This window comes from Stenotrophomonas sp. FW305-C-20-S1, assembly GCF_058783335.1.
Genome location: NZ_JBYTEK010000002.1, coordinates 137,382 through 161,215, shown reverse-complemented (window position 1 = coordinate 161,215; position 23,834 = coordinate 137,382). Strand labels below are relative to the sequence as shown.

25 protein-coding genes are annotated in these 23,834 nt (G+C 66.8%); 15 read left to right on the top strand and 10 right to left on the bottom strand.

Annotated features, from left to right (window positions below; all coding sequences use genetic code 11):
- Positions 1 to 77: 77 nt before the first annotated feature.
- Positions 78 to 725 carry a response regulator gene (locus AC3WTC_RS02440; RefSeq protein WP_025878804.1) on the top strand — a complete coding sequence of 216 codons (648 nt, stop codon included), beginning with the start codon at positions 78 to 80 and terminating at the stop codon, positions 723 to 725.
- Positions 726 to 1,009: 284 nt separating this feature from the next.
- Here AC3WTC_RS02440 and eda read toward each other — a convergent pair whose 3' ends face one another.
- The 5 genes from eda to zwf all read right to left on the bottom strand — a co-directional run bounded on the left by eda (position 1,010) and on the right by zwf (position 7,041).
- A complete protein-coding gene (gene eda / locus AC3WTC_RS02435) occupies positions 1,010 to 1,669 on the bottom strand; it encodes a bifunctional 4-hydroxy-2-oxoglutarate aldolase/2-dehydro-3-deoxy-phosphogluconate aldolase (RefSeq protein WP_492710381.1) in 660 nt (219 codons plus the stop codon).
- A gap of 237 nt (positions 1,670 to 1,906) precedes the next feature.
- Positions 1,907 to 3,823 carry a phosphogluconate dehydratase gene (edd, locus tag AC3WTC_RS02430; protein ID WP_025878806.1) on the bottom strand — a complete coding sequence of 639 codons (1,917 nt, stop codon included), beginning with the start codon at positions 3,821 to 3,823 and terminating at the stop codon, positions 1,907 to 1,909.
- Positions 3,824 to 3,881: 58 nt separating this feature from the next.
- Entirely contained in the window at positions 3,882 to 4,604 is a 723-nt protein-coding gene (gene pgl / locus AC3WTC_RS02425) for a 6-phosphogluconolactonase (protein WP_025878807.1), read from the bottom strand.
- Positions 4,601 to 5,608, bottom strand: a complete 1,008-nt coding sequence (gene glk / locus AC3WTC_RS02420) for a glucokinase (RefSeq protein WP_025878808.1) — start codon at positions 5,606 to 5,608, stop codon at positions 4,601 to 4,603. The genes pgl and glk overlap by 4 nt, the downstream gene beginning before the upstream one ends.
- Positions 5,605 to 7,041 (bottom strand): glucose-6-phosphate dehydrogenase, encoded by a 1,437-nt coding sequence (zwf, locus tag AC3WTC_RS02415; protein WP_025878809.1) that lies wholly within the window; start codon positions 7,039 to 7,041, stop codon positions 5,605 to 5,607. Before zwf ends, glk begins: the two co-directional genes overlap by 4 nt.
- A gap of 352 nt (positions 7,042 to 7,393) precedes the next feature.
- Between zwf and AC3WTC_RS02410 the strand changes: the two genes are divergently transcribed.
- The gene (locus tag AC3WTC_RS02410) at positions 7,394 to 8,476 is read left to right on the top strand and encodes an ABC transporter ATP-binding protein (protein ID WP_025878810.1); all 1,083 of its coding nucleotides are present in this window, start codon (positions 7,394 to 7,396) and stop codon (positions 8,474 to 8,476) included.
- A gap of 138 nt (positions 8,477 to 8,614) precedes the next feature.
- Here AC3WTC_RS02410 and ygfZ read toward each other — a convergent pair whose 3' ends face one another.
- Positions 8,615 to 9,490 carry a CAF17-like 4Fe-4S cluster assembly/insertion protein YgfZ gene (gene ygfZ, locus AC3WTC_RS02405; RefSeq protein WP_223485100.1) on the bottom strand — a complete coding sequence of 292 codons (876 nt, stop codon included), beginning with the start codon at positions 9,488 to 9,490 and terminating at the stop codon, positions 8,615 to 8,617.
- A gap of 39 nt (positions 9,491 to 9,529) precedes the next feature.
- On the opposite strand from ygfZ, the gene AC3WTC_RS02400 reads away from it, so the two are divergent.
- The 10 genes from AC3WTC_RS02400 to AC3WTC_RS02355 all read left to right on the top strand — a co-directional run bounded on the left by AC3WTC_RS02400 (position 9,530) and on the right by AC3WTC_RS02355 (position 16,484).
- Entirely contained in the window at positions 9,530 to 9,703 is a 174-nt protein-coding gene (locus AC3WTC_RS02400; RefSeq protein ID WP_080149151.1) for a DUF1674 domain-containing protein, read from the top strand.
- A gap of 56 nt (positions 9,704 to 9,759) precedes the next feature.
- Positions 9,760 to 10,152, top strand: coding sequence for a succinate dehydrogenase, cytochrome b556 subunit (sdhC, locus tag AC3WTC_RS02395; protein WP_025878812.1), 393 nt, complete (start codon positions 9,760 to 9,762; stop codon positions 10,150 to 10,152).
- Positions 10,149 to 10,535 carry a succinate dehydrogenase, hydrophobic membrane anchor protein gene (sdhD, locus tag AC3WTC_RS02390; protein ID WP_025878813.1) on the top strand — a complete coding sequence of 129 codons (387 nt, stop codon included), beginning with the start codon at positions 10,149 to 10,151 and terminating at the stop codon, positions 10,533 to 10,535. Before sdhC ends, sdhD begins: the two co-directional genes overlap by 4 nt.
- Positions 10,536 to 10,566: 31 nt before the next feature.
- On the top strand, positions 10,567 to 12,357 hold the full coding sequence (sdhA, locus tag AC3WTC_RS02385; RefSeq protein ID WP_025878814.1) for a succinate dehydrogenase flavoprotein subunit: 1,791 nt from the start codon (positions 10,567 to 10,569) through the stop codon (positions 12,355 to 12,357).
- 66 nt (positions 12,358 to 12,423) lie between these two features.
- Positions 12,424 to 13,209, top strand: a complete 786-nt coding sequence (locus tag AC3WTC_RS02380) for a succinate dehydrogenase iron-sulfur subunit (RefSeq protein ID WP_025878815.1) — start codon at positions 12,424 to 12,426, stop codon at positions 13,207 to 13,209.
- Between the two features lie 73 nt (positions 13,210 to 13,282).
- Positions 13,283 to 13,531: an FAD assembly factor SdhE gene (locus AC3WTC_RS02375; protein ID WP_033830835.1), complete on the top strand. Its 249-nt coding sequence runs from the start codon at positions 13,283 to 13,285 to the stop codon at positions 13,529 to 13,531.
- The gene (locus AC3WTC_RS02370) at positions 13,482 to 13,931 is read left to right on the top strand and encodes a hypothetical protein (protein WP_492710375.1); all 450 of its coding nucleotides are present in this window, start codon (positions 13,482 to 13,484) and stop codon (positions 13,929 to 13,931) included. The genes AC3WTC_RS02375 and AC3WTC_RS02370 overlap by 50 nt, the downstream gene beginning before the upstream one ends.
- Before the next feature lie 23 nt (positions 13,932 to 13,954).
- Positions 13,955 to 15,196, top strand: a complete 1,242-nt coding sequence (locus AC3WTC_RS02365; RefSeq protein WP_025878818.1) for a lipoprotein-releasing ABC transporter permease subunit — start codon at positions 13,955 to 13,957, stop codon at positions 15,194 to 15,196.
- On the top strand, positions 15,189 to 15,902 hold the full coding sequence (gene lolD, locus AC3WTC_RS02360) for a lipoprotein-releasing ABC transporter ATP-binding protein LolD (protein WP_099842277.1): 714 nt from the start codon (positions 15,189 to 15,191) through the stop codon (positions 15,900 to 15,902). Before AC3WTC_RS02365 ends, lolD begins: the two co-directional genes overlap by 8 nt.
- A 132-nt stretch (positions 15,903 to 16,034) precedes the next feature.
- Positions 16,035 to 16,484 (top strand): DUF6491 family protein, encoded by a 450-nt coding sequence (locus AC3WTC_RS02355; RefSeq protein WP_025878820.1) that lies wholly within the window; start codon positions 16,035 to 16,037, stop codon positions 16,482 to 16,484.
- A gap of 67 nt (positions 16,485 to 16,551) precedes the next feature.
- On the opposite strand, the gene AC3WTC_RS02350 is transcribed toward AC3WTC_RS02355, so the two are convergent.
- From AC3WTC_RS02350 to ftsY, 3 genes are all read right to left on the bottom strand, one after another.
- Complete coding sequence (locus AC3WTC_RS02350; protein WP_025878821.1) at positions 16,552 to 16,821, bottom strand: oxidative damage protection protein; 270 nt, start codon at positions 16,819 to 16,821, stop codon at positions 16,552 to 16,554.
- Between the two features lie 5 nt (positions 16,822 to 16,826).
- A complete protein-coding gene (gene mutY / locus AC3WTC_RS02345; protein ID WP_492710372.1) occupies positions 16,827 to 17,951 on the bottom strand; it encodes an A/G-specific adenine glycosylase in 1,125 nt (374 codons plus the stop codon).
- A gap of 116 nt (positions 17,952 to 18,067) precedes the next feature.
- Positions 18,068 to 19,408, bottom strand: a complete 1,341-nt coding sequence (ftsY, locus tag AC3WTC_RS02340; protein ID WP_080149139.1) for a signal recognition particle-docking protein FtsY — start codon at positions 19,406 to 19,408, stop codon at positions 18,068 to 18,070.
- A gap of 131 nt (positions 19,409 to 19,539) precedes the next feature.
- On the opposite strand from ftsY, the gene AC3WTC_RS02335 reads away from it, so the two are divergent.
- Complete coding sequence (locus AC3WTC_RS02335; protein WP_025878824.1) at positions 19,540 to 19,842, top strand: hypothetical protein; 303 nt, start codon at positions 19,540 to 19,542, stop codon at positions 19,840 to 19,842.
- Between the two features lie 299 nt (positions 19,843 to 20,141).
- On the opposite strand, the gene htpG is transcribed toward AC3WTC_RS02335, so the two are convergent.
- On the bottom strand, positions 20,142 to 22,034 hold the full coding sequence (htpG, locus tag AC3WTC_RS02330; RefSeq protein ID WP_032977853.1) for a molecular chaperone HtpG: 1,893 nt from the start codon (positions 22,032 to 22,034) through the stop codon (positions 20,142 to 20,144).
- A gap of 590 nt (positions 22,035 to 22,624) precedes the next feature.
- Here htpG and rsmD point away from each other — a divergent pair.
- Positions 22,625 to 23,221, top strand: a complete 597-nt coding sequence (rsmD, locus tag AC3WTC_RS02325; RefSeq protein WP_312963498.1) for a 16S rRNA (guanine(966)-N(2))-methyltransferase RsmD — start codon at positions 22,625 to 22,627, stop codon at positions 23,219 to 23,221.
- Between the two features lie 26 nt (positions 23,222 to 23,247).
- Complete coding sequence (coaD, locus tag AC3WTC_RS02320) at positions 23,248 to 23,757, top strand: pantetheine-phosphate adenylyltransferase (RefSeq protein WP_008267036.1); 510 nt, start codon at positions 23,248 to 23,250, stop codon at positions 23,755 to 23,757.
- The last annotated feature ends 77 nt before the right edge of the window (positions 23,758 to 23,834 follow it).

Below are 23,834 nucleotides of genomic sequence, written 5' to 3'. Positions count from 1 at the left end.
GCAACATCCGCGCTTGCAGTGGTCAGGTGCTCCTGCCTAGGTTGACCCGTATTGGCCGCATTCGAAGAGGTACGTGAATGACGATTCGAGTCTACCTGGTGGATGACCATGCGTTGGTCCGCACCGGGATGAAAATGATACTGTCGAGTGAAACCGACATTGAAGTGGTGGGCGAGGCCGAAACGGGCGAAGACGCGCTGCCCGCGATCCGCCAGCTGCAACCGGACGTGGTGCTGTGTGATCTGCACCTGCCCGGCGTAAGCGGGATGGAAGTAACCGAGCGCATCGTTCGTGGCCACCGCAGCACGCGGGTGGTGATCGTGTCGGTGCTGGAAGACGGTCCGCTGCCCAAGCGCCTGCTCGAAGCCGGGGCTGCCGGTTACATCGGCAAGGGCTGTGATGCGCAGGAACTGCTGCGTGCGGTGCGCGACGTAGCTGCCGGACGGCGCTACCTGGGCACGAGCATCGCGCAGAACCTGGCGTTGTCCACCGTGGAAGGCAACGGCTCGCCGTTCGACAACCTGTCGCCGCGTGAGCTGGAAGTGGCATTGCTGCTGACCCAGGGCCTGCGCCAGGAAGATATCGCCCGTCGTCTGAGCCTGAGCGCGAAGACGGTCAACACGCACAAGGCGCGGTTGTTCGAGAAGATGGGAATCCACGACAACATCGCGTTGGCGCGGATGGCCAGCCAGTACGGGCTGGTGGATCCGGCACGGCCGCTGTAAGGGTTTCGGCCAACGGCTGAACCCCTCGCGGTGGTGGGACGGAGTTCGTGGGGTTGGCCCTGCGGAGGGATCGCGCAGGGGACGCCGTGAATCCATCCCTGGAGGCTCGGGCGCGCCATCCATGGCGCTTACGCCCCTGCGCGATCCCTCCGCAGGGCCACGGACAGGTTCCGTGCGCTGCCACCGCGGAATGAAGAAGGGAACGGAAGGAGCGGGTCGCGCGCTTTGCGCGCTTGGGGGCGGATCCCTTTCCCGGCGGGAAAGGGCTCTGATCCCGCAGTGCGTCAGTGACCGCGTACGCGCTTGACGATCTTCGCGGCCTGCGTGGCGCTTTCGCGCACCTTGTCCCACTGGCCGGCCTCGATCCAGTTGCCCGGCACCATCCACGAGCCACCGATGCAGACCACGTTCTTCTGCTCCAGGTACTCGGCGGCGGTGTTCTCGGTGATGCCACCGGTCGGGCACAGCTTGAGGTCGGCGATCGGGCCGGCTACGCCCTTGATCATCGCCAGGCCGCCCACCGCCGTGGCCGGGAACAGCTTGCACACGCGGAAACCGCGCGCGTAGAGCGCCAGCAGTTCGGTCGGCGTCGCCGCACCCGGTACCACCGGCAGCGGTGCCGCAGCCAACGCATCGGCCAGCGCCGGCGGCGTGCCCGGGGTCACCAGGAAATCGGCGCCCGCATCGATCGACTGCTGCATCTGCTCCACCGTCAGCACCGTACCCGCGCCGACCACCACATCCGGCAGCTCACGCTTGAGCATCGCCAGCGCTTCCATCGCCACCGGCGTACGCAGCGTCAGCTCGATCGCCGGCAATCCGCCTTCCAGCAGCGCCGCGCTGACCGCACGTGCCTGGTCCAGCGTATGAATCGTCACCACCGGCAGGATGCCGGCCGCATGCAACAACTCCGCCGCCCGCACCTGATGTTGTTCGATACCCATAGCTCTGCTTCTGCCTTTGCTTTCGCTCTAGTTGTGCTTTCAATGATCACTTCGCGGCGTATCGGCGCCGGAAACTGTGATGCGGCGGAGGGCAGGGCGTCGCCAGGACCGTTCGCGCCATGGATGGCGCGATCGAGCCTACAGGGATGTATTTACGGCGTGTCCTGGCGACGGCCTGCCCTTCGCCGCCCCCTGGAAACCAACCGCCGCCACATACCCGCAACGCGCTTCAATCCCTCAGGCGTCCTTCGCCTCATGCGGCGCCGCCGCCGCAGCAGCATCGTGCCCCAGCTCATACTCCGCGTCGTAGTCCCACGGCCCACCGTCAGCCGCCGCCGGACCGCACGAAATCGAGATCGCGCCCTGATCGGCCGGACCCACCACGCGCCGGTTGATCGCGAACAGGTTGCGGCCCAGGTCATTGGCGGCCGGCGCCGTATTCGGCGCATGTGTACGCGCGGCCCATTCGGCTGCGTCCACCAGCACTTCAAGCGTGCCAGCCTCACCATCCAGGCGGATGATGTCGCCCTCGCGCACCTTGCCCAGCGGACCACCGCGTGCAGCTTCCGGCGTCACGTGGATGGCGGCGGGAATCTTGCCCGACGCACCGGACAGGCGACCATCGGTGACCAGCGCCACGCGCCGGCCCTGGTTCTGCAGCAGGCCCAGCAGCGGCGCCAGCGAATGCAGTTCCGGCATGCCGTTCGCGCGCGGACCCTGGTAACGCACCACCGCCACGAAATGCTCGGGCAGCAGGCCGCCGGCGTGCAGCTTGTTCAGCACCTGCGGCGCATCAACCACCACGGCCGGCGCTTCGATGGTGCGGTACTGCGGCTTCACTGCCGACAGTTTGATCAGCGACTTGCCAAGGTTGCCGCGCAGCAGGCGCAGGCCGCCCTGGCTCTCGAACGGGTTGTCGACACCGCGCACCACTTCTTCATCGGCGCTGCGTTCCAGGCCCGGCAGGTACACCAGCTTGCCATCACGCAGCTGCGGCTCGCGCGCGTAGTCGGCCATGCCGCCACGGGCCACGCTGACCAGGTCACCATGCATCAGGCCGGCCTTGATCAGTTCACCGAACACGAACGCCGGGCCACCCGCTGCAGCGAAGCGGTTCACGTCGGCCTCGCCGTTCGGATAGACGCGCGCCAGCAGCGGGATCAGCTGCGACAGCTCGTCGAAGTCGTCCCAGGTCAGCACGATGCCGGCCGCACGTGCCACCGCGATCCAGTGGATGGTGTGGTTGGTCGAGCCGCCGGTGGCCATCAGCGCGATGATCGCGTTGATGATCGCGCGCTCGTCGATGATCCGGCCCAGCGGACGGAAGTCGTCGCCCAGCGCGGTGATGTCCAGTGCGCGCTCGGTGGCTTCGCGGGTCAGTGCATCGCGCAGCGCCGTGTCCGGATTGACGAACGATGCGCCCGGCAGCTGCACGCCCATCGCTTCCAGCAGCACCTGGTTGGAATTGGCGGTGCCGTAGAAGGTGCAGGTGCCCGCGCCGTGGTAGGACGCCGATTCGGCTTCCAGCAGTTCTTCGCGGGTGGCTTCGCCGGCGGCGTAGCGCTCGCGCACTTCGGCCTTCTGCTTGTTGGGAATGCCCGGCGTCATCGGGCCGGCCGGCACGAACACCGCCGGAAGATGGCCGAAGGCGAGGGCGCCGATCAGCAGGCCCGGCACGATCTTGTCGCACACACCGAGGTACACGGTGGTATCGAACATGTCGTGGCTGAGCCCGATCGCGGTGGCCTGGGCAATGACATCGCGCGAGAACAGCGACAGCTCCATGCCGCCGCGGCCCTGGGTGACGCCGTCGCACATCGCCGGCACAGCGCCGGCCACCTGTGCCGTCGCGCCCAGTTCGCGGGCCACCGCACGGATCTGTTCGGGATAGGTCTCGAACGGCTGGTGCGCCGACAGCATGTCGTTGTAGGCGGTGATGATGCCCAGGTTGGCCGTCACGCCGCCGCGCAGGCGGCTCTTGTCGGTGCCACCACAGGCGGCGAAACCGTGGGCGAGGTTGCCGCAGCTGAGGCGGCTGCGGAACGGGCCATCGCGCAGGGAGGCGTCGATCGCTGCCAGATAGGCGGCGCGCGAAGCGGCGCTGCGGCGGATGACGCGCTCAGTGATGGCTTGCAGTTGCGGATGGAGGCTCATTGGCTACCGGCGTTCGAGGTGGCGAGAGGCAAGCGGCAGCAGGGCGCCGCCGCCGACATCAATCAGCCCAGTGGACGCGCAGGCGCGCGCCTTCCAGGTTGATCGCGTTGAGGATCGGATACTGCTGCGGGTCGTTGCTGTCCAATGCCTGGCGCAGCACCTGCAGCTTCTGCTTGCCGCGCAGCAGCAGCAGGCGCTGGCGGCACTGGGCCAGGCCGCGCGGGGTCAGGGTGATGCGCAGCGGCCACTGGTTGGCACCGGGGCATCCGGTGGCATCCAGCGCGGCGTACGGCAGGGTGCTTTCCAGCGCGCGGGTCAGGTCCTTCGAGCCCGGGAACAGCGAGGCGGTATGGCCGTCGTTGCCCATGCCCAGTGCGACCAGGCTTGGCGCCTGGCTGTGCTGGGCCTGCAGGTTGGCGGTGTACACGCATTCGGGCAGCGGCTTGCCGATCCGCACCAGCGGATCGAAGTGCGCACCTTCGGCACGCGTGAGCAGGTTCTCGCGCACCAGCCATGCATTGCTGTCGCGATCCTGCGGCGACAACCAGCGCTCGTCGGCCAGGCTCACTTCAACGCGGTCCCAATGCACGTCCAGCTCGGCCAGCGCCTGGTATACCGGGGCCGGCGTAGTACCGCCGGACAGCAGGATGCGTGCGCGGCCCAGTTCGGTGATGTCGTGGTTGATCGCCTGCGCCATTTCGGCTGCAACCGCCTCGATCCAGCCATCGGCATCGCCGTGGTTGATGAAGTCGATACGGTCGTCCTGGAAGATGGGGGTCATGCGGCAACTCCTGGTGCGTCACGTTCGGCGTCGGCAGCATAGGCAGCGGCGCCCAGCAGTCCGGCGTGGGGATGCATCACGGCCAGCGACGGCACCCGCGCCATGATCGAAGAGAACCGGCCCTTGTGTTCGAAGCGCTGGCGGAAACCGGAGTGCTGCAATGAATCGAGCATCTTCGGAGTCAGCCCACCGGTCAGGAACACACCATCCCAGGCGCCCTGGGTCAGCACCAGATCACCGGCAATGGCGCCGAACACCGCGCAGAACACATCCACGGTACGCATCGCCTGTGGATCGCCGTGCAGGGCGCGGGCGGTCACGTCCACCGGTTGCAGCTGGCCCGGGTCGATACCCGCCATCTCGCAGATTGCGCGATGGATGTTGACCAGGCCGGGGCCGCAGATCAGCCGCTCGTTGGAGACGCGCCCGAACTGCTCGGACAGGATCTCCAGGATGCGGATCTCTTCCGGCGTTCCCGGCGGGAAGCTGACATGGCCGCCCTCGGTTTCCAGCGGGTAACAGCGGCCGTGGCGAAGGATCAGGCCGCCGACACCGAGGCCGGTACCTGGGCCGATCACTGCGTAGTTGCGCGGCTGACCCGGCTTGCCCGGAACCCAGGCGGCACCGCCGACCTGGACCACGTCATCGGGCTGCAGCAGCGAAATCGCCATCGCCTGCGCGGCGAAGTCGTTGATCAGGTGCAGTTCGTTGAAACCAAGCATCGCGGCCGTGCGGCTGCGCGAGATCACCCACGGATGGTTGGTGATGCGGGCTTCGTCACCATCGACACGACCGGCGACTGCGAACACGCCACGGCTTGCGGTGGCGCCGATCTGCTCCAGATGGTGGCGCGCGGCATCACCCAGCGACGGGAACTCCGCCACGGCGTACTCGCGGATGCTCTCTTTCAGCAGCGGGGCGTCCTGCGAGGTGTCGGCAAGGGCGAAGCGGGCATTGGTACCACCGATGTCGGCGACCAGCACGGGCTGCGAGCTGGCACTCATTCCGACGCTCCGCTATCTGGCGCATCCACGCCCTGCGGCAGGAAGTCGACCGCGTTGGCCGGGCCCCACTGGCCGGCAGGGTAGGGCTCCAGCGGCAGGTTGGCCGCCTTCCAGGCATCGGCAACGCTGTCGATCCAGGCCCAGGCGGCACGCACTTCGTCATCGCGCACGAACAGGGTGTGGTTGCCGTTGAACGCGTCCAGGAACAGGCGCTCGTAGGCGATACGGCGATGCAGGCCGGTCGGCACCGACAGCTCCAGCTCCAGCGGCTGCAGTTCCAGCGCGCCCCATTCCGGCCCGGCCAGGCTGCTCATCAGGCCCAGTTCGATGTTCTCCTGCGGCTGCAGCTGGAACACCAGGCGGTTCGGTGCGGCCTGCGCACGCTGCGGACGCTCGAACAACCAATGCGTGACCGGCTTGAGGGTCACCACCACGCGGGTGGTGCGCTCGGGCAGGCGCTTGCCGGTGACCAAGTGGAACGGCACGCCGCTCCAGCGCCAGTTGTCGATGTGCGCGGTGACACCGGCGAAGGTCTCCACGTCGCTGCCTTCCGGCGGCTGGTAGGCCTGTGCGGGCTGGCCGTTGATGCTGCCGGCGGTATAGCGGCCGCGCACGCTGTCACGCGCGGCGTGCTTGGCATCCAGCGGGCGCAGTGCGCGCAGCACCTTGACCTTCTCATCGCGGATGCGGTCGGCTTCCAGCGACGCCGGCGGCTCCATCGCCACCATGCACAGCAGCTGCAGGATGTGGCTCTGCACCATGTCGCGCAGGGCGCCGGAGCGCGCGTAGTAGGCATCGCGGCCATCCACGCCTTCGCTTTCGGCGACCAGGATGTGCACCGATTCGATGTAATTGCGGTTCCACACCGCTTCCAGCAGCGTGTTGCCGAAGCGCAGCGCGATCAGGTTCTGTACCGCTGCCTTGCCCAGGTAGTGATCGAGGCGGAACACGCGGTCTTCGTCGATCCACTGGCCGATGGTGGTGATGATCTCCTCGGCGCTTTCGCTGTCGCTGCCGATCGGCTTCTCCAGCATCAGGCGCGCGGGTGCGGCCAGCGCGCCGCCCTTGGCCAGGCCCTCGCAGGTGGAGATGTACAGGCCCGGGGGGATCGCCAGGTAGCTCACGCAGCGGCGGTCGACCAGGTCGGACACGGCAGCGGCGACCGAGTCGACGTCGCGCAGGTCCACCGAGCGGTAGTCGATGCGGCGCAGCAGGGAGGCGATGTCCTCCTGGCTGGCCATCGGCATGGCCTGCTGCAGGCGCGGGCGCAGGATGTCATGGAAGGCTTCGGTGTCGTGGCCCGACAGGGCCAGCGCACGGATGCGGAAGTCCTCCGGCAGCAGGCCGTCGCCGAGCAGGCGCAGCAGCGAAGGGAACAGGTAGCGCTGGGCCAGATCACCTGTGGCACCAAACAGGAAGAGTGTGTCGTGCATCGCTCGAGTTTCAGATCCGGGTGACATCGTTGTCAATCGCTTCATGGCTGGGTTCGGGGGACATCCGCGCAACTGCCTGTCCGAGGCTCATCTGGATCGGTTTTCCGGCTTGCCGGAGCACCGTTCCAATCGAAACCACTACAGCGGCAACCCTTCGTTCGGTCGACGATGCAGGTCGGCGCGCACCGACTGTCGGATAGTGCCACGTGAAAACGTTTACATGGCAGAATGGGCAACTGTATTCGATTGCAGTGGTCGCCGTCATGCGGCAACCGCGCAATCATCACTGCCATCGGGAGGGCCGAGGCAGTCCCAAAAGACAGCCCGGCGTCGGGCGGACTGGATGAGTGAAATGGCAAAAGTGCAGTTGCAGGGTGTGCGCAAGGTCTACGACAACGGCCAGGTTGCAGTGAAGGACGCCACCTTCGAGGTCGCCGACGGCGAGTTGATGGTGCTGGTCGGTCCGTCGGGGTGTGGCAAGTCGACCCTGTTGCGGATGGTGGCCGGGCTGGAAGAGATCAGCGGCGGCACGTTGACCATCGGTGATCGCGTGGTCAACGACGTGGCGCCGAAGGATCGCGACATCGCGATGGTGTTCCAGAGTTACGCGCTGTATCCGCACATGACCGTGGCCGAGAACCTGGCCTTTGGCCTGAAGCTGCGCGGGCACGACAAGGCGACCATCGACAAGCGCATCAGCGAAGCCGCGCAGACGCTGGGGCTGACCGACATGATGGACAAGTTGCCCAAGGCGATGTCCGGTGGCCAGCGCCAGCGTGTTGCCCTGGGCCGTGCGCTGGTGCGTGAGCCGGCGGTGTTCCTGCTGGACGAGCCGCTGTCCAACCTGGATGCCAAGCTGCGCCACAGCGTGCGCACCGAGATCGCGCAGCTGCACCGCAAGCTGGGCACCACCATGATCTACGTGACCCACGATCAGGTCGAGGCGATGACCCTGGGCCAGCGCATCGTGGTGCTGAAGGACGGCATCATCCAGCAGATCGATACGCCGATGGCGCTGTACGACCGCCCGGCCAACCTGTTCGTGGCCGGCTTCCTCGGCAGCCCGGCGATGAACGTGCTGCGCGGCACGCTGCAGGGCGACGCTGGTGGCGTGACCGTGGTCGATGGCCAGTGGCGTGCCCCGTTGGGGCAGGCGACGATCGATCCGGCGTGGCTGCAGAAGCCGATCGCCGTGGGCGTGCGTCCCGAGCACCTGCAGCCGGCAGGCAGTGAAGACACGCATGCGTTCACCGCGCGCATCGAAGGCATCGAGCCGGTCGGCAACGAGATCTTCGTCAACATGAGCAGCGGCCAGCACGCGCTGACCATGCGCGTGGCGCCGCAGTCGCTGCCGGGCGTGGGCGAGGACATCCGGGTGGCGATCCACCCGCAGGGCCTGCATTTCTTCAACCCGGAAACCGGCGAGCGCCTGTAACCGGTAGTGCCGGCCGCTGGCCGGCAACCTCAACCCGGCGTGGTTGCCGGCCAGTGGCCGGCACTACCCATCCGGTGAGGACCAACGTTCCGCACCCGCCAGGCCAGTGGTAGCGCCGGGCCATGCCCGGCGGGCACCTCAGCGCGCCAGGCCGTCCAGCAGCGGCATCCGCTGCGCGACCGCGTTGCCCACCTGCAGTTCGCTGTCGCCGGTCTCCAGCGGCAGCACAGCCAGTGCCAGATCGCCGGCCACGCTGGCCAGGGTGCCGAGCGCGACGCCGTCCTGCTGCACGCCATCGCCTGCCTGCGCAGGTGCAGCGGTATGCAGCAGCTGCACCGCGCGCTTGGCCTTGCCGAGGAAATGGGTGCGCGCGACGATTTCCTGGCCGGGGTAGCAGCCCTTCTTCACGCTGTAACCATTGAGGCGGTCCAGACCCAGCTGCTGCGGGGTCCACACCTCGCGCTGGCTCTCTGCCAAGCGTGGCAGGCCAAAGCGCAGGTCGGCCTGGCGCCAGGCCAGGGCGAAGGCGGCATCTTCGGCTTCGTCGCTGGCCGGGAAGGCCTCGACCGGGCCGATGCGCAGCGTACGGGGAAGTGCGTCGCTGCCCAGATCCAGCTCCCAACCCTGACTGCCGGCCACCGCGATGGCGGCGCCAGCGGCGGCTTCCGGCGCAGTAAAGGCACCGGCCACGGCCAGGTCCGCATGCACCTGCAGTTTCACTTTGCGGCGGAACACGAAGCGCTGCAGTTGCGACGCAATCGCATCGGCATCACCGTCGGCGAGCACCAGCAGCACATGGTCATCGGCCAGCCGCAGCAGCTGGAACACCGCCAGGGTGCGGCCTTTGGCGCTCAGCCACGCGCTCCACTGCCAGTGCAGCAGGGGCAGGGCGGTCACGTCGCTGCTGAACTGGGCATGGGCAAAAGCCACTGCATCCACGCCCTGCAGGCTCAGCAATTGATGGCCGGGCAGGCGCGGATATGCGACGAAAGCAGGGGGAAGGTTGTCAGGCACGTGAACGAGGTCTAAAATTTGTGCGTTGCGAGACCCATCATGATAGGCCAAACAACCCCCACTCCCGACGCCGAAGCTGAAGCCCCGCTGGTTCCCCCGGTCCCTGTGCCCGTGGAACAACCAGAGGTGGAAGAGGAATTCGGTGGCCGCGGCGGACTTGATCCGGTGCGGTATGGCGATTGGGAAAAAAACGGACGCTGCATCGATTTTTGATCAGCATTGAGCCAACGCGGCCTTATGCCGCCCAGCCGAGACAACGAGCCCAGCGAATGGCGACCAGACAACGTCCCCTTTCTCCGCACCTTCAGGTGTATCGCTGGCAGATTCAGATGGCCACCTCGATCCTGCATCGAGCCACTGGCGTCTTTCTGTCTGTTGGTGCCCTCATCATCGCCGGAGGCCTGTTGGCTCTGATGATGGGGCCCGAATCCTGGAACTGCTTCACCGGCCATGCCGGGGCCTGGTATGGCCGCGTGTTCCTGTTCGCGTGGACATGGTCGTTCGCCTATCACCTGTGCAATGGCATCCGCCATATCGTGCAGGACTTCGCGATCGGATTCCGCATTGCCACCTTCATCCGCAGCAGCTGGATGTCGGTGATCGGCAGTCTGCTGATCACCCTGGCGGTGTGGGCCTATGTGCTGTTCGGAGGTGCCGCATGAGCAAGTTCCGTACCCCGTTGAAGGGCGTGCGCGGTCTCGGTTCGGCCAAGACCGGCACCGAGCACTTCGTGCATCAGCGCCTGACCGCCGCCGCGCTGGTGGTGCTGGGCATCTGGTTCCTGGTGTTCGTGCTGGGCCTGCTGGGCTCGGATTACGTGACCGCCACCGCCGCGATCGCCAAGCCGTGGAACGCCGTTCCGCTGATCGGCCTGCTGATCGCCATGTTCTGGCATGCCCAGCTCGGCCTGCAGGTCGTGCTGGAGGACTACATCCACGAATCGCTGCTGGCCCTGGTGCTGCAGACCGCGGTGAAGTTCGTTGCCGTGCTCGGCATGATCGTCAGTGTGTTTGCGGTGGGCCGCATCGCCCTCGGCGTTGCCTGAGCCCAGGCGCCAAGACAGGAATCCAGACTAGATGTCCGCTTACAAGATTACCGAACACAAGTACGACATGGTCGTGGTGGGCGCCGGCGGCGCCGGCCTGCGTGCCACGTTCGGCCTGGCCGCCAAGGGCCTGCAGACCGTGTGCCTGACCAAGGTCTTCCCGACCCGTTCGCACACCGTTGCCGCCCAGGGCGGTATCTCCGCTGCGCTCGGCAACATGGGCGAGGACGACTGGCGTTACCACTTCTTCGACACCATCAAGGGTTCGGACTGGCTGGGCGACCAGGACGCCATCGAGTACATGTGCCGTGAAGCGATTCCGGCGATCATCGAGCTCGAGCACTACGGCGTGCCGTTCAGCCGCACCGCCGAAGGCAAGATCTACCAGCGTCCGTTCGGTGGCATGACCACCCAGTACGGCGAAGGCCCGGCGGCGCAGCGTACCTGCGCGGCGGCCGACCGTACCGGCCACGCGATGCTGCACACGCTGTACCAGCAGTCGCTGAAGCACGACGCACGCTTCATGATCGAGTACTTCGCACTCGACCTGATCTTCGATGACGAAGGCGCCTGCCGTGGTGTGCTGGCGCTGGACATGTCCGACGGCACGCTGCACCTGTTCCGCGCCCAGGGCGTGGTGCTGGCCACCGGCGGCTACGGCCGCGCCTACTTCAGCGCCACCTCGGCGCACACCTGCACCGGCGACGGTGGCGGCCTGGCCATGCGCGCCGGCATCGCCATGCAGGACATGGAGTTCGTGCAGTTCCATCCGACCGGCATCTACGGCGCCGGCTGCCTGATCACCGAGGGTGTCCGCGGTGAAGGCGGCATCCTGCGCAACAGCAGCGGCGAGCGCTTCATGGAGCGTTACGCACCGCACTACAAGGACCTGGCTTCGCGCGACGTGGTCAGCCGTTCGATGACCATCGAGATCCGCGAAGGCCGCGGCGTGGGCGAGCACAAGGACCACATCCTGCTCGACCTGACCCACCTCGGCCCGGGCGTGATCGACGACAAGCTGCCGGGCATCGCCGAGAGCGCGCGCATCTTCGCCGGCGTCGACGTGCACAAGCAGCCGATCCCGGTGATTCCGACCGTGCACTACAACATGGGCGGCATCCCGACCAACTACCACGGTGAAGTGGTACGCAAGGACGGCGAGAACCCCGATGCGGTCGTGCCGGGCCTGTACGCCATCGGCGAAGCGGCCTGCGTTTCGGTGCACGGTGCCAACCGCCTGGGTTCGAATTCGCTGCTGGACCTGGTGGTGTTCGGGCGTGCGGTGGCCAACCGTTGCGCGGCGACGATCACCCCGGGCGCGGCGCACAAGACCCTGCCGGCCGACGCCTGCGACAAGGCGCTGGGCCTGCTGGACAAGCTGCGTCACGCCAACGGCGATACCCCGACTTCGGTCATCCGCGATCGCATGCAGCGCACCATGCAGGCCGACGCGGCGGTGTTCCGTACCAGCCAGACGCTGAAGGAAGGCTGCGAGAAGATGGACAAGATCTTCGACTCGTTCCAGGACGTGAAGGTCTCCGACCGTTCGCTGGTCTGGAACTCGGACCTGATCGAGACCTACGAGCTGAACAACCTGCTGCTGAATGCAGTGGCGACGATCAACTCGGCCGAGCAGCGCAAGGAAAGCCGCGGCGCACACGCGCACGAGGACTTCCCGGACCGCGACGACGTCAATTGGCAGAAGCATACCCTGGTCAGCGTGGACGAGAAGGGCAAGTGCAGCTTCGACTACCGTCCGGTGCACATGTACACGTTGACTGATGACGTGTCCGTGGTGCCGCCGAAGCCGCGCGTGTACTGATCCGACCCCGCCTAACATGCAATCCGCGCCCTCGGGCGCGGGCCGCCTGAGCCAACGAGAGCAGCCATGGCCGAGTTTTCACTCCCCAAGAATTCCAAGATCACGAAGGGCAAGCACTTCCCCGCCAAGACCGGCGGCAAGAACGTGCGCACCTTCAAGATCTACCGCTGGAGTCCGGACGACGACAGCAATCCGCGCACCGACACCTATGACGTCGATCTGGACGCCTGCGGCCCGATGGTCCTGGACGCGCTGATCAAGATCAAGAACGAGATCGACCCGACCCTGACCTTCCGCCGCTCGTGTCGCGAAGGCATCTGCGGTTCGTGCGCGATGAACATCGACGGCACCAACACCCTGGCCTGCACCCGAGCCATCTCGGACTGCGGCAAGAAGGAAGTGCCGATCTACCCGCTGCCGCACATGAACGTGGTCAAGGATCTGGTTCCGGACCTGACCCACTTCTACGCGCAGTACGCCTCGATCAAGCCGTGGATCCGCACCCAGACCCCGGCACCGCCGGACCGTGAGCGCCTGCAGTCGCCGGAAGACCGCAAGAAGCTCGATGGCCTGTACGAGTGCATCCTGTGCGCGTGCTGCTCGACCAGCTGCCCGAGCTACTGGTGGAACGGCGAGCGTTACCTGGGCCCGGCGATCCTGCTGCAGGCCTACCGCTGGATCATCGATTCGCGCGACGAGGACACCGGTGCGCGCCTGGACGATCTGGAAGATCCGTTCAAGCTGTACCGCTGCCACACCATCATGAACTGCGCCCGGACCTGTCCGAAGGGCCTGAACCCGGCGCTGGCGATCGCCGAGATCAAGAAGCTGATGATGGAACGCCGCGCCTGATACGGTGCCGGGTAGTTGCATGACCCCAGCAGAGCCACGCCATGCGTGGCTTTGCTGTATCTGGAGAGACACGATGGAAGAAGATGTTCTGCTGAAGAAGCTGCGCTGGCGTTGCCGGCGCGGCATGCGCGAACTGGACCAGTTGTTCGGTCGCTACCTGGACCGCGAATGGAGCAGTGCGCCGACCGAAGACCGCGAGGTTTTCCTGTTCCTGCTCGATTGCGAGGACGATAAGTTGTGGCGCTGGTTCATGGGCTACGAGGCCTGCCCGCATGCACACGCCGTCCCCCTCATGCACAGGATCCTCGCCCTCAAGCCTTGAGTGGCGCCCGTCGCGGCTGCAGGCCGGCGCCCAGCTGGCGGTACTGCTGGCCGCACCGTGGCTGCTGCATGCTTCGGATCTGCCATCCGCGCATCTGCTTCCGGCGTTGATCGAGGTCTGGGCGCTTGGCCTGGCTGAGCTGGCCTGGCGCCTGCGGCGGCGCCCTGTCGTGCTGCAGCTGCCGCCCCTGCCAGAGCTGCTGCGGCTGGACGGCGGCGATATTGCCGAGCCGCGGCTGGTGGTGCGCGGGCCCTGGCTGCTGCTGCACTGGCGCGAGGGCTGGCGTCGCAGGCGCCTGTTGTTCTGGCCGGACGTGCTTGATCGCGCACAACGACGTGAACTGCGACTGGCCGTGGCCGCACGAAGCGTTTCCCGTCGGCCCCGGTCGGTGGCACCATAGGCTGAATCGACTGGCGTGCCTGCATGTTCAAACCCATTCCCGTGGCCATTGGCCTGCGCTATCTGCGCGCCAAGCGCCGCAACGGCTTCATCTCCTTCATTTCGATGGCATCGATCCTGGGCATCGCGCTCGGGGTGACGGTGCTGATCACCACATTGGCGGTCATGAGCGGTTTCCAGAAGGAAATCCGCAGCCGCCTGCTGCAGATGACCGCGCACACCACCATCAGCCGCGACGGCGAACCGATGCCGGACTGGATGCGCGTGGTCGATGTGGCCAACAAGGATCCGCGCGTGGCCGGTGCTGCGCCGTATATCGAGATCCAGTCGATGATCAGCGGCCCGCGCGTGCAGGGTGCGATCATCCAGGGCATCGACCCGGCACTGGAACCGAAGGTGTCGGTGATCGACAAGAAGGTCACCAAGGGCAGCTACGGCAGCCTGACCCCGGGCAGCTTCAACCTGTTGCTGGGCAAGGAACTGGCCGTCTGGCTGGGCGTGGACGTCGGTGACCAGGTGCTGGTGACCTTCGCGGAAGTGCAGGGCACGCCAGCGGGCGCGGTGCCGCGGATGAAGCGCTTCACCGTCAGCGGCATCTTCGAGGCCGGTTACAACGAGGTCGATCGCGGTGTGGGTTTTGCCAACATGAAAGACCTGGAGCGCGTACTGCGTTCCGATGGCGCCACCGGCGTGCGCCTGAAACTGCATGATATGGACCGCTCGCTGGAGGTGGGCGTGGACCTGGCGCAGAACCTCGGCGGTGCCTATCGGGTCAGCGACTGGACCCAGCAGAACGCCAATCTGTACCACTCGCTGCGCATGGAAAAAGTGGTGATGGGCATCCTGCTCTCGCTGATCATCGCCATGGGCGCGTTCAACCTGGTGTCCTCGCAGGTGATGCTGGTGACCGACAAGCAGGCCGACATCGCGATCCTGCGCACCCTCGGCCTGACCCCTGGCGGGGTGATGCAGGTGTTCATGGTGCAGGGCTCGCTGATCGGCATCTTCGGCACCCTTGCCGGCCTGATCGGCGGCATCACCCTGACCCTGAACCTGGAACGCATCCTCGGCGCCATCGAGTCGGTGTTCAACGTCAAGCTGCTGCCGGAGGATGTGTACTACATCACCGGCCTGCCGACCGACATGCAGACCAGCGACATCGTGGTGATCACCCTGGTCGCGCTGCTGATGAGCTTCCTGGCCACTCTGTATCCCGCCTGGCGGGCAGCACGCACCCAGCCGGCGGAGGCCCTGCGCTATGAATAAGGTCTTCAACCGCGGCGATGAAGTGATCCGTGCCGAAGGTCTGGGCAAGACCTACGCCGAAGGGCGCATGCAGACACCGGTGTTCGACGGGCTGGACCTGACGGTGACTGCAGGTGAGACGGTTGCGATCATCGGTGCCTCCGGTGCCGGCAAGAGCACGCTGCTGCACCTGCTGGGCGGGCTGGATACGCCCACCGCTGGCGAGGTCTATGTCACCGGCCAGCGCATGTCGGCGCTGTCGGACACCTCGCGCGGCCTGCTGCGCAACCAGGCGCTGGGTTTCGTCTATCAGTTCCACCACCTGCTGCCGGAATTCACCGCGCTGGAAAACGTGATGATGCCGGTGATGCTGGCCGGTACCGCGGTGGCCGAGGCCAGCGCGCGTGCGACTGCGCTGCTGGAATCGGTCGGCCTCGGCCATCGCCTGGACCACAAGCCCGGCGAACTGTCCGGTGGCGAACGCCAGCGTGCTGCGGTGGCGCGCGCGTTGGTCAATCACCCGGCCTGCGTGCTGGGCGACGAGCCGACCGGCAACCTGGATGACCGCACCGCTGCGACCGTGTTCGAGCTGATGCTGGAGCTCAACCGTGCGCGGCATACCAGCCTGGTGCTGGTGACCCATGACCGCTCGCTGGCACGGCGTCTGGACCGGGTGCTGGAGCTGCGCGAAGGGCGCCTGCACGCGCTGGCCCACGCCGACGTCTGAGCGGCTGGCCAAGCGCCAACCAAGGTTGGCGACTACCGGATTCGATGCAGGGCCTGAACCAGGCTGCCGGCCGTTGCGCCGGCACCACCCCGGCGGGTGCATGATCGGCACAGTTCCCCCGTGGAGATGGCCATGAAGACACCACTGTTGATCGCCGGGCTGTGCCTGGCTCTGGCTGGCTGTGCCACCACCGGCCGCCTGGGCAGTGCCGAGAAGCTGGAGCTGTATCGTGCCCACGCCGGCGCACCGCAGAAGGACATGCAGTTCTTCGGCAGCCTCAATGGCTGGACCGAGCTGGGCGACAGTGCGCTGGCGGTCTGGACGCGTCCGAGCGAGGCCTACCTGCTGGAATTGAATGGTCCCTGCCAGGATCTGTCGTATGCGACCGCCATCGGCCTGACCAGCCGGATGAACCGCGTCTCGGCGCCGTTCGACAAGGTGCTGGTACGTGACCCGACCGCTGGCCCGCGCATGCCGTGCTTCATCAAGACCATACGCAAGCTCGACGTGAAGGCGCTACGCGCCTCCGAGCAGGAGCTGCGCCAGGCGCAGGTGCAGGAGCGCGAGGAATCCGCGAAGTAGGGCGGTAGCGCCCGGCCATGCCCGGCGGATGGCTGGACGCCGGGCATGGCCCGGCGCTACCGGCAGGTCAGGCTTCCGGGGTGAACCCGGCGGGCTTCTCCGCGTCCTTCTCGAACAGGAACTTCACCAGCTCCGTCTCCAGGAAGGCGCGATGCTCCGGCTTTCGCGGGGAAAGGCGGTTCTCGTTGATCAGCATGGTCTGGTGTGCCAGCCATGCGGTCCACGCCGGCTTGCCGATGTGGTTGAACACACGCTGGCCCAGTTCGCCCGGGTAAGGCACGAAGTCCAGGCCCTCGGCATCGCGTTGTTCGTACTGGCAGAAGACGGTTCGGGGCATGGCACTCACTCGTGGTTGCGGGATTTTGCGGAAGTTCGCTTCGGGCTCTTGATGGGCGCGCCCTCAAGCAGTTTGCGGATGGGGGCAGGCAAGCCCAGTGCAGGCAGTTCGGCGGCGCCAACCCAGCGCAGCGTGGGTTCTTCCACGCGCAGGCCGCGCACCTGCCGTGACAATACCTGCAGGTGCAGTTTGTAGTGGCTGAAGGTGTGCTGCAGCACTGGCAGTTCCTCGGCATCTTCCAGCGAACCATCGACGTGGACGTCGAACCAGTCCTGCAGCTCGCTGCCCGCTTCGGCCTGCGGAAGCGTCCACAACTGTGCCCAGATGCCGGTGTCCGGCCGCTTCTGCAGCAGTACGCGCTGCTGCTTGTCGCGCAGCAGCAAAGCCACCGCCTCGCGTTCGGGCAGCGTCTTGCTTGGCTTTGCGGTTGGCAGCTCGGCGGTGCGGCCTTCGCGACGTGCCACGCAATCGGCCTGCAGCGGACAGATCACGCAGGCCGGTCTGGACCGGCTGCAGACCGTGGCACCGAGGTCCATCTGCGCCTGGGTGTAGTCGGCCATGCGTCCAGCCGGCACCTGGGCGACCTGCGCTTCGGCGATGGCCCACAGATGCTTCTCGATGGCGGGTAGGCCAGGGAAGCCCTCGACGCCGTGGTAGCGGCTGAGCACGCGCTTGACGTTGCCATCGAGGATCGCGAACGGGTCGTTCCAGGCCTGGCTGAGGATCGCGCCAGCGGTGCTGCGGCCGATGCCGGGCAGGTCGTGCAGGGCATCGAAATCACGCGGCAGATCGCCGCCGTGCTCGGCGACGCAGCGCTTGGCGGCGGCGTGCAGATTGCGTGCACGTGCGTAGTAGCCCAAGCCGGCCCACTGCGCCATTACCGCGTCGTTGCTGGCGGCGGCAAGGTCGGGCAGGGTGGGGAAGTGCTGCAGGAAACGGTGGAAGTACGGAATGACCGTGGCCACCTGGGTCTGCTGCAGCATGATCTCCGACAACCACACCCGGTACGGGCTGCGCGGATGCTGCCAGGGCAGGTCGTGGCGGCCGTGGTCGTCGAACCAGTGCAGCAGGCGGGCAACGAAGCCGTGCTCAGGGGCGGACGTGGCGCTGGCGTTCGGCTGGCGGGGCATCGGTACTCCAGGGGGCAGCCACCCATGGGGTGGCTCTACTACGGCAGCGGCCGGTCACCCATGGGGTGGCTCTACCGGGTTGCAGTAGAGCCACGCCATGCGTGGATGCGGGCGCGTCAGGCAGTGCCCAATGCTTCGGGCAACAGGGCGTCGACGAAGGCTTCCGGATCGAACACGCGCAGGTCCTCCGGGCGCTCGCCGATGCCAGCGAAACGGATCGGAATGCCGAACTCGCGGGCCAGCGCGAACACCACGCCGCCCTTGGCGGTACCGTCCAGCTTGGTCACCACCAGGCCGGTTACCTTGACCGCGGCATTGAACTGGCGCAGCTGCGAAAGCGCGTTCTGGCCGGTGGTGCCGTCGATCACCATCAGCACTTCGTGCGGCGCGTTCTCGTCGATCTTGCCGAGCACGCGGCGGATCTTGCCCAGCTCGTTCATCAGCCCGGACTGGGTGTGCAGGCGGCCTGCGGTATCGGCGATCAGTACCGAGGTGCCGCGGGCCTTGCCGGCCTGCAGCGCATCGTAGGCCACCGAGGCGGCATCAGCGTTCTGCCCCTGCGCGACCACGGCCACGCCGTTGCGCTCGCCCCAGATCTGCAACTGGGCGACGGCGGCGGCGCGGAAGGTATCGCCAGCGGCCAACATCAGGCTGTGGCCCTCGTCCTTGAAGCGCTTGGCCAGCTTGCCGATGGTGGTGGTCTTGCCGACGCCGTTGACGCCCACGGTCAGCACCACGAAGGGCTTGGCGTTGCGGTCGATGATCAGCGGCTTGGATACCGGCTGCAGGATCGCGATCAGGTCCGCGCGCAGTGCCGCCAGCAGGGCATTGGCATCGATGAACTCGCGCGCCTTCATGCGCTTGCGCAGGTCGGCGATCAGGTCGGTGGTGGCGGCAACGCCAACGTCGGCGGTCAGCAGCGCGGTCTCGATCTCGTCCAGCAGGTCGTCATCGAGCTTGGGGTTGCGCGAGAACAGGCCGCCGAAACTGCGGGCGAACGCACTGTTGCGCAGGCGCTCGCGCCAGCCGGGCTTGCCCGCCGCAGCAGCCGGGGCATCAACCAGTACCGGCAGGTCGGCGGCTGGGGCGGCTGGTTCCTGCGCCGGGATGACCGGGGCCAGCGGGGCGAGCACCGCGGCGGCGGCGGCCGCTTCGGCTTCGAAGTTCTCCGGCGCCAGCACGCGGGCGGGCGCGGCTTCGGGGATGGTTTCCTGCGCCGTCTGCAGTGGTGCTTGCGGGGCCGGCGCGGTTGACGTTGCGGGCGCAACGACCTCGGGCGTGGCAGCTGGCACAGGCGCTTCCACCATCGGCGGGGCTACCGGTGCGGCCGGGGCCTGCTCGGGTGGCGCGGCCGACGGGAATGCCGCCGCCAGCTCTTCAGCCGAGTAGTGCTGGGTCTTGGGCGCGTCCGGTGTGGCGGCGTCCTGGGGCTTCTTGCGGCGGAAAAAACTGAGCATTGGCAAAAGGCGCTGAAATCAGAGGGATATGCTACCACCCGGGCCTGTATGGCCGGCGTGGACTCAAGGTCGCAGCTACGCGGCCGTTAACCGGTCCGGAGGGCTGCGTTGGGTGGCCTGGGAGACCGCCGATGAACGATGTGACAGGTGTTGCGCTCAGCGGGATGCGTGCGGCCCAGCAGGGCGTGCAGGTGGCCGCGCACAATGTGGCCAACCTGGCGACCCCGGATGCGCCACGACTGCAACTGCAGCGCGATGCCGCAGCGCAGGGCGGGGTGGACACCCGCGTGACGTCCCATGGCGACACCGATCCGACCGCACCGCTGGGCGACCTGTTGGCTGCCAAGGCCGAGGTGGTGGCCTTCGCTGCCAATGCCGCGCTGATCCGCCGCGAGGACCAGATGCTGGGCTCGCTGCTGGATCGGCAGGCCTGATCCGACCGCATCTGGGATGGGTCTGATCCGACCGGCTCCGGGACGGGCTTGATCCGACCGGCTCTGGTGCGTGCCTGATCCGACCGGCTCTTGGACGGGTCTGATCCGACCGGCTCTGGTAGGTGCCAACCTTGGTTGGCACGCTTTTGCAGTCAAGCCCTGCTCGGCAGCTTTTCAAGCGCCAACCAAGGTTGGCATCTACCAGGCCAACAGCAGCGCCAGCCAAGGTTGGCATCTACCGGGGCAATGGCGGTGCCAACCGAGGTTGGCACCACCAGGCCGGGCGATCCCGGCATCGGTCAGGCCGACAGCTCCAGCAGCAGCTTGTTCAAACGGGCCACGTAGGCACCCGGGTCCTTCAGGCTGTCGCCCGCGGCCAGTGCGGCCTGGTCGAACAGCACCCGGCCCAGGTCGTCGAAACGTGCGCCATCGGCTTCGGCATCCAGCTTGGCGATCAGCGGATGACCCGGGTTGATCTCCAGTACCGGCTTGCTGTCGGGCACCTTCTGGCCGCTGGCTTCCAGGATCTGGCGCATCTGCAGGCCCAGGTCCTGTTCGCCGATGGCCAGCACCGCCGGCGAATCGGTCAGGCGGTGCGACACGCGCACTTCGGCCACGTCATCGCCGAGCACGTTCTTCAGGCGTTCGACCAGGCCCTGCTTGTCCTTGGCTGCGGCTTCCTGCTCCTGCTTGTCCGCTTCGCTCTCCAGCGCGCCCAGGTCGAGGTCGCCGCGGGCGATGTCGACGAAGCCCTTGCCGTCGAAATCGGTCAGGTAGCCCATCAGCCACTCGTCGATGCGATCGGTCAGCAGCAGGACTTCGATGCCCTTCTTGCGGAACACTTCCAGGTGCGGGCTGTTGCGCACCTGGCTGTAGCTCTCGCCGGTCAGGTAATAGATCTTGTCCTGGCCTTCGGCCATGCGGCCGATGTAGTCGGCCAACGAGACGGTCTGTGCATCGGCCTCGCCACGGGTGGAAGCGAAGCGCAGCAGGCCGGCGACCTTCTCACGGTTGTTGTAGTCCTCGGCCGGGCCTTCCTTCAGCACCTGGCCGAATTCCTTCCAGAACGTGGCGTACTGCTCGGGCTTGTCGCTGGACAGCTTCTCCAGCATGTCCAGCGAACGCTTGGTCAGCGCGGCCTTCATCGAATCGATGACCGGGCCGGACTGCAGGATCTCGCGCGAGACATTCAGCGACAGGTCGTTGGAATCGACCACGCCCTTGATGAAACGCAGGTACAGCGGCAGGAACTGCTCGGCCTGATCCATCACGAACACGCGCTGCACGTACAGCTTCAGGCCCTTGGGCGCATCGCGGTGGTACAGGTCGAACGGCGCGCGGCCCGGCACGTACAGCAGCGAGGTGTACTCCAGCTTGCCTTCGACCTTGTTGTGGCTCCACGCCAGCGGGTCGCTGTGGTCGTGGGCGACGTGCTTGTAGAACTCGGTGTACTCCGCATCGCTGATCTCGGTGCGCGGGCGGGTCCACAGCGCGCTGGCGCGGTTGACGGTTTCCCACTCGATCGCGGCGCCTTCTTCGCCGCCTTCCTTGGGCATCTGGATCGGCAGGCCGATGTGGTCGGAGTACTTCTTGAGGATGCTGCGCAGGCGCCAGCCATCGGCGAAGTCGTGCTCGCCGTCCTTCAGGTGCAGGACGATGCGGGTGCCGCGCTCGGCCTTGTCGATGGTAGCGACATCGAAATCGCCTTCGCCACGCGAGGTCCAGCGCACGCCTTCATTGGCGGCCAGGCCTGCGCGGCGCGAAGTGACTTCCACTTCGTCGGCGACGATGAAGGCGCTGTAGAAGCCGACGCCGAACTGGCCGATCAGCTGCGAGTCCTTCTTCTGGTCGCCGGACAGCTGGCGCAGGAAGTCGCCGGTGCCGGACTTGGCGATGGTGCCGAGGTGGGTGATGGCATCGGCGCGGCTCATGCCGATGCCGTTGTCTTCGATGGTGATGGTGTGGGCGGCCGGATCGAAGCTGACGCGCACGCGCAGCTCGCTGTCGCCTTCCAGCAGCTCAGGCTGGGTGAGGGCTTCGAAGCGCAGCTTGTCGGCGGCGTCGGCGGCATTGGAGACCAGCTCGCGGAGGAAGATCTCCTTGTTGGAGTACAGCGAGTGGATCATCAGCTGCAGCAGCTGCTTGACTTCGGTCTGGAAGCCAAGGGTTTCGGTCTGGGTCGTCTCGGTCATCGGGTAGGGCTCCATGTGCGGTGCCGCGCAAGCGCGTGCGGCCTCGCCAAGGGGTAGGGGTGATTGTCCCGAAATCAAGGGGTTGGTCGGCCGGGCTGCGCCCGGCACCCGCCGAGGCCAAAGCAACAGCAACAGCAACAGCAACAGCGGGCATTCCGTGGGATGGCGGGGCACTGTGGGTTTGCGGGGACGCCGTAAACCCGTCCATGGGGGCTTGGTCGCGGCATCCATGCCGCTCACACCCCGCAAACCCACAGTGCCCCGCCTTCGACAGATCGTCGCGATCTGCAGTAGATCCACGCCATGCGTGGATGAAATCTCTCAGATATCGAAATCCCCCAAGAGCCGTTTGACAGGTCGCAGGAAACTGTCGAAGGCGGGGTGGGTCCGGTTGCGGGGGCGTGAGCGCCATGGATGGCGCGACCGAGCCTCCATGGACGGATTTACGGCGGCCCCCGCAACTGGGCCCACCCCGCCAACCCGCAGGAAGCCAGCTTTTGACGTTGCTTCGGCCGTTGCTTCGGCCTCTGCGGGTGCCGGGCGCAGCCCGGCCGAACTACAATCCCGCTCATGCTGAAATTCTCGAATGAATCTCGCCAGGGGCGCCTGTGAGCGGCCGCGGTGGCAACGAAGGCCAGGTGCGCATCATCGGTGGGCGCTGGCGCAATACCCGACTGCCGGTTCCGACCCTGCCGGGCCTGCGGCCCAGCAGCGACCGCGTGCGTGAGACCCTGTTCAACTGGTTGATGCCCAAGCTGGGCGGGGCGCGCGTGCTGGACCTGTTCGCCGGCAGCGGCGCGCTGGGGCTGGAGGCGGTCTCGCGGGGGGCCGCGCATGCCACCCTGGTCGAGCGCGACCCGCAGCTGGCGCGCAACCTGTCGGCGGCCGTGGCCAGACTGCAGGCGGGTGACGTCGTGACGGTCGCCCAGGCCGATGCGCTGCGCTGGCTGCAGGCCGCGCCGGCACAGCAGGCGGATCTGGTGTTCATCGACCCGCCGTTCGCCGATGGCCTGTGGCAGGACGTGCTGGCCCAGCTGCCGCGGCACCTGGCCGCCGATGCCTGGCTGTACCTGGAATCGCCGGCCAGCCACGTGCCGGTGCTGCCCCCGGAATGGCTGCTGCACCGCGATGGCGGCACCCGCGAGGTGCGCTTTGCCCTGTACCGCCGCGCCGCTGCTACACTTTGACCTCATCTGAACATCTGCTACCGCCCATGACCGTGGCCAACCGCCGCATCGCCGTCTATCCCGGCACGTTCGACCCCATCACCAATGGTCATATCGACCTGGTGAGCCGGGCCGCGCCGCTGTTTGAAAAGGTCGTGGTGGGCGTGGCGCAGAGCCCCTCGAAGGGACCGGCCCTGCCGCTGGAACAGCGCGTGCAGCTGGCGCGTGGCGCCCTGGGCCACCACAGCAACGTCGAGGTCATCGGCTTCGATACGCTGCTGGCCCATTTTGTGCGTTCGGTGCAGGGCGGTGTGCTGCTGCGCGGGCTGCGCGCGGTGTCCGACTTCGAGTACGAATTCCAGATGGCGAGCATGAACCGCCACCTGATTCCGGAGGTCGAGACCCTGTTCCTGACCCCGGCCGAACAGCACAGCTTCATCTCGTCCTCGCTGGTCCGCGAGATCGCACGCCTGGGTGGCGATGTGTCCGGCTTCGTGCCGGCCGCCGTGCTCGAGGCGCTGCGCAAGGTCCGCGAAGCGAAGTCGGCCCAGTCGTAAGCCCTGGCCAGCAGTAGATCCTGTAGCACCACGCATTCCATTACGCACACCAACACGCAACATTCCGGGAGGAAACC

Bases quoted from the DNA above. Each gene is read 5' to 3' on its own strand.
- AC3WTC_RS02440 (WP_025878804.1), top strand. From the start codon at position 78: ATGACGATTCGAGTCTACCTGGTGGATGACCATGCGTTGGTCCGCACC.
- eda (WP_492710381.1), bottom strand. From the start codon at position 1,669: ATGGGTATCGAACAACATCAGGTGCGGGCGGCGGAGTTGTTGCATGCG.
- edd (WP_025878806.1), bottom strand. From the start codon at position 3,823: ATGAGCCTCCATCCGCAACTGCAAGCCATCACTGAGCGCGTCATCCGC.
- pgl (WP_025878807.1), bottom strand. From the start codon at position 4,604: ATGACCCCCATCTTCCAGGACGACCGTATCGACTTCATCAACCACGGC.
- glk (WP_025878808.1), bottom strand. From the start codon at position 5,608: ATGAGTGCCAGCTCGCAGCCCGTGCTGGTCGCCGACATCGGTGGTACC.
- zwf (WP_025878809.1), bottom strand. From the start codon at position 7,041: ATGCACGACACACTCTTCCTGTTTGGTGCCACAGGTGATCTGGCCCAG.
- AC3WTC_RS02410 (WP_025878810.1), top strand. From the start codon at position 7,394: ATGGCAAAAGTGCAGTTGCAGGGTGTGCGCAAGGTCTACGACAACGGC.
- AC3WTC_RS02400 (WP_080149151.1), top strand. From the start codon at position 9,530: ATGATAGGCCAAACAACCCCCACTCCCGACGCCGAAGCTGAAGCCCCG.
- sdhC (WP_025878812.1), top strand. From the start codon at position 9,760: ATGGCGACCAGACAACGTCCCCTTTCTCCGCACCTTCAGGTGTATCGC.
- sdhD (WP_025878813.1), top strand. From the start codon at position 10,149: ATGAGCAAGTTCCGTACCCCGTTGAAGGGCGTGCGCGGTCTCGGTTCG.
- sdhA (WP_025878814.1), top strand. From the start codon at position 10,567: ATGTCCGCTTACAAGATTACCGAACACAAGTACGACATGGTCGTGGTG.
- AC3WTC_RS02380 (WP_025878815.1), top strand. From the start codon at position 12,424: ATGGCCGAGTTTTCACTCCCCAAGAATTCCAAGATCACGAAGGGCAAG.
- AC3WTC_RS02375 (WP_033830835.1), top strand. From the start codon at position 13,283: ATGGAAGAAGATGTTCTGCTGAAGAAGCTGCGCTGGCGTTGCCGGCGC.
- AC3WTC_RS02370 (WP_492710375.1), top strand. From the start codon at position 13,482: ATGCACACGCCGTCCCCCTCATGCACAGGATCCTCGCCCTCAAGCCTT.
- AC3WTC_RS02365 (WP_025878818.1), top strand. From the start codon at position 13,955: ATGTTCAAACCCATTCCCGTGGCCATTGGCCTGCGCTATCTGCGCGCC.
- lolD (WP_099842277.1), top strand. From the start codon at position 15,189: ATGAATAAGGTCTTCAACCGCGGCGATGAAGTGATCCGTGCCGAAGGT.
- AC3WTC_RS02355 (WP_025878820.1), top strand. From the start codon at position 16,035: ATGAAGACACCACTGTTGATCGCCGGGCTGTGCCTGGCTCTGGCTGGC.
- AC3WTC_RS02350 (WP_025878821.1), bottom strand. From the start codon at position 16,821: ATGCCCCGAACCGTCTTCTGCCAGTACGAACAACGCGATGCCGAGGGC.
- mutY (WP_492710372.1), bottom strand. From the start codon at position 17,951: ATGCCCCGCCAGCCGAACGCCAGCGCCACGTCCGCCCCTGAGCACGGC.
- ftsY (WP_080149139.1), bottom strand. From the start codon at position 19,408: ATGCTCAGTTTTTTCCGCCGCAAGAAGCCCCAGGACGCCGCCACACCG.
- AC3WTC_RS02335 (WP_025878824.1), top strand. From the start codon at position 19,540: ATGAACGATGTGACAGGTGTTGCGCTCAGCGGGATGCGTGCGGCCCAG.
- htpG (WP_032977853.1), bottom strand. From the start codon at position 22,034: ATGACCGAGACGACCCAGACCGAAACCCTTGGCTTCCAGACCGAAGTC.
- coaD (WP_008267036.1), top strand. From the start codon at position 23,248: ATGACCGTGGCCAACCGCCGCATCGCCGTCTATCCCGGCACGTTCGAC.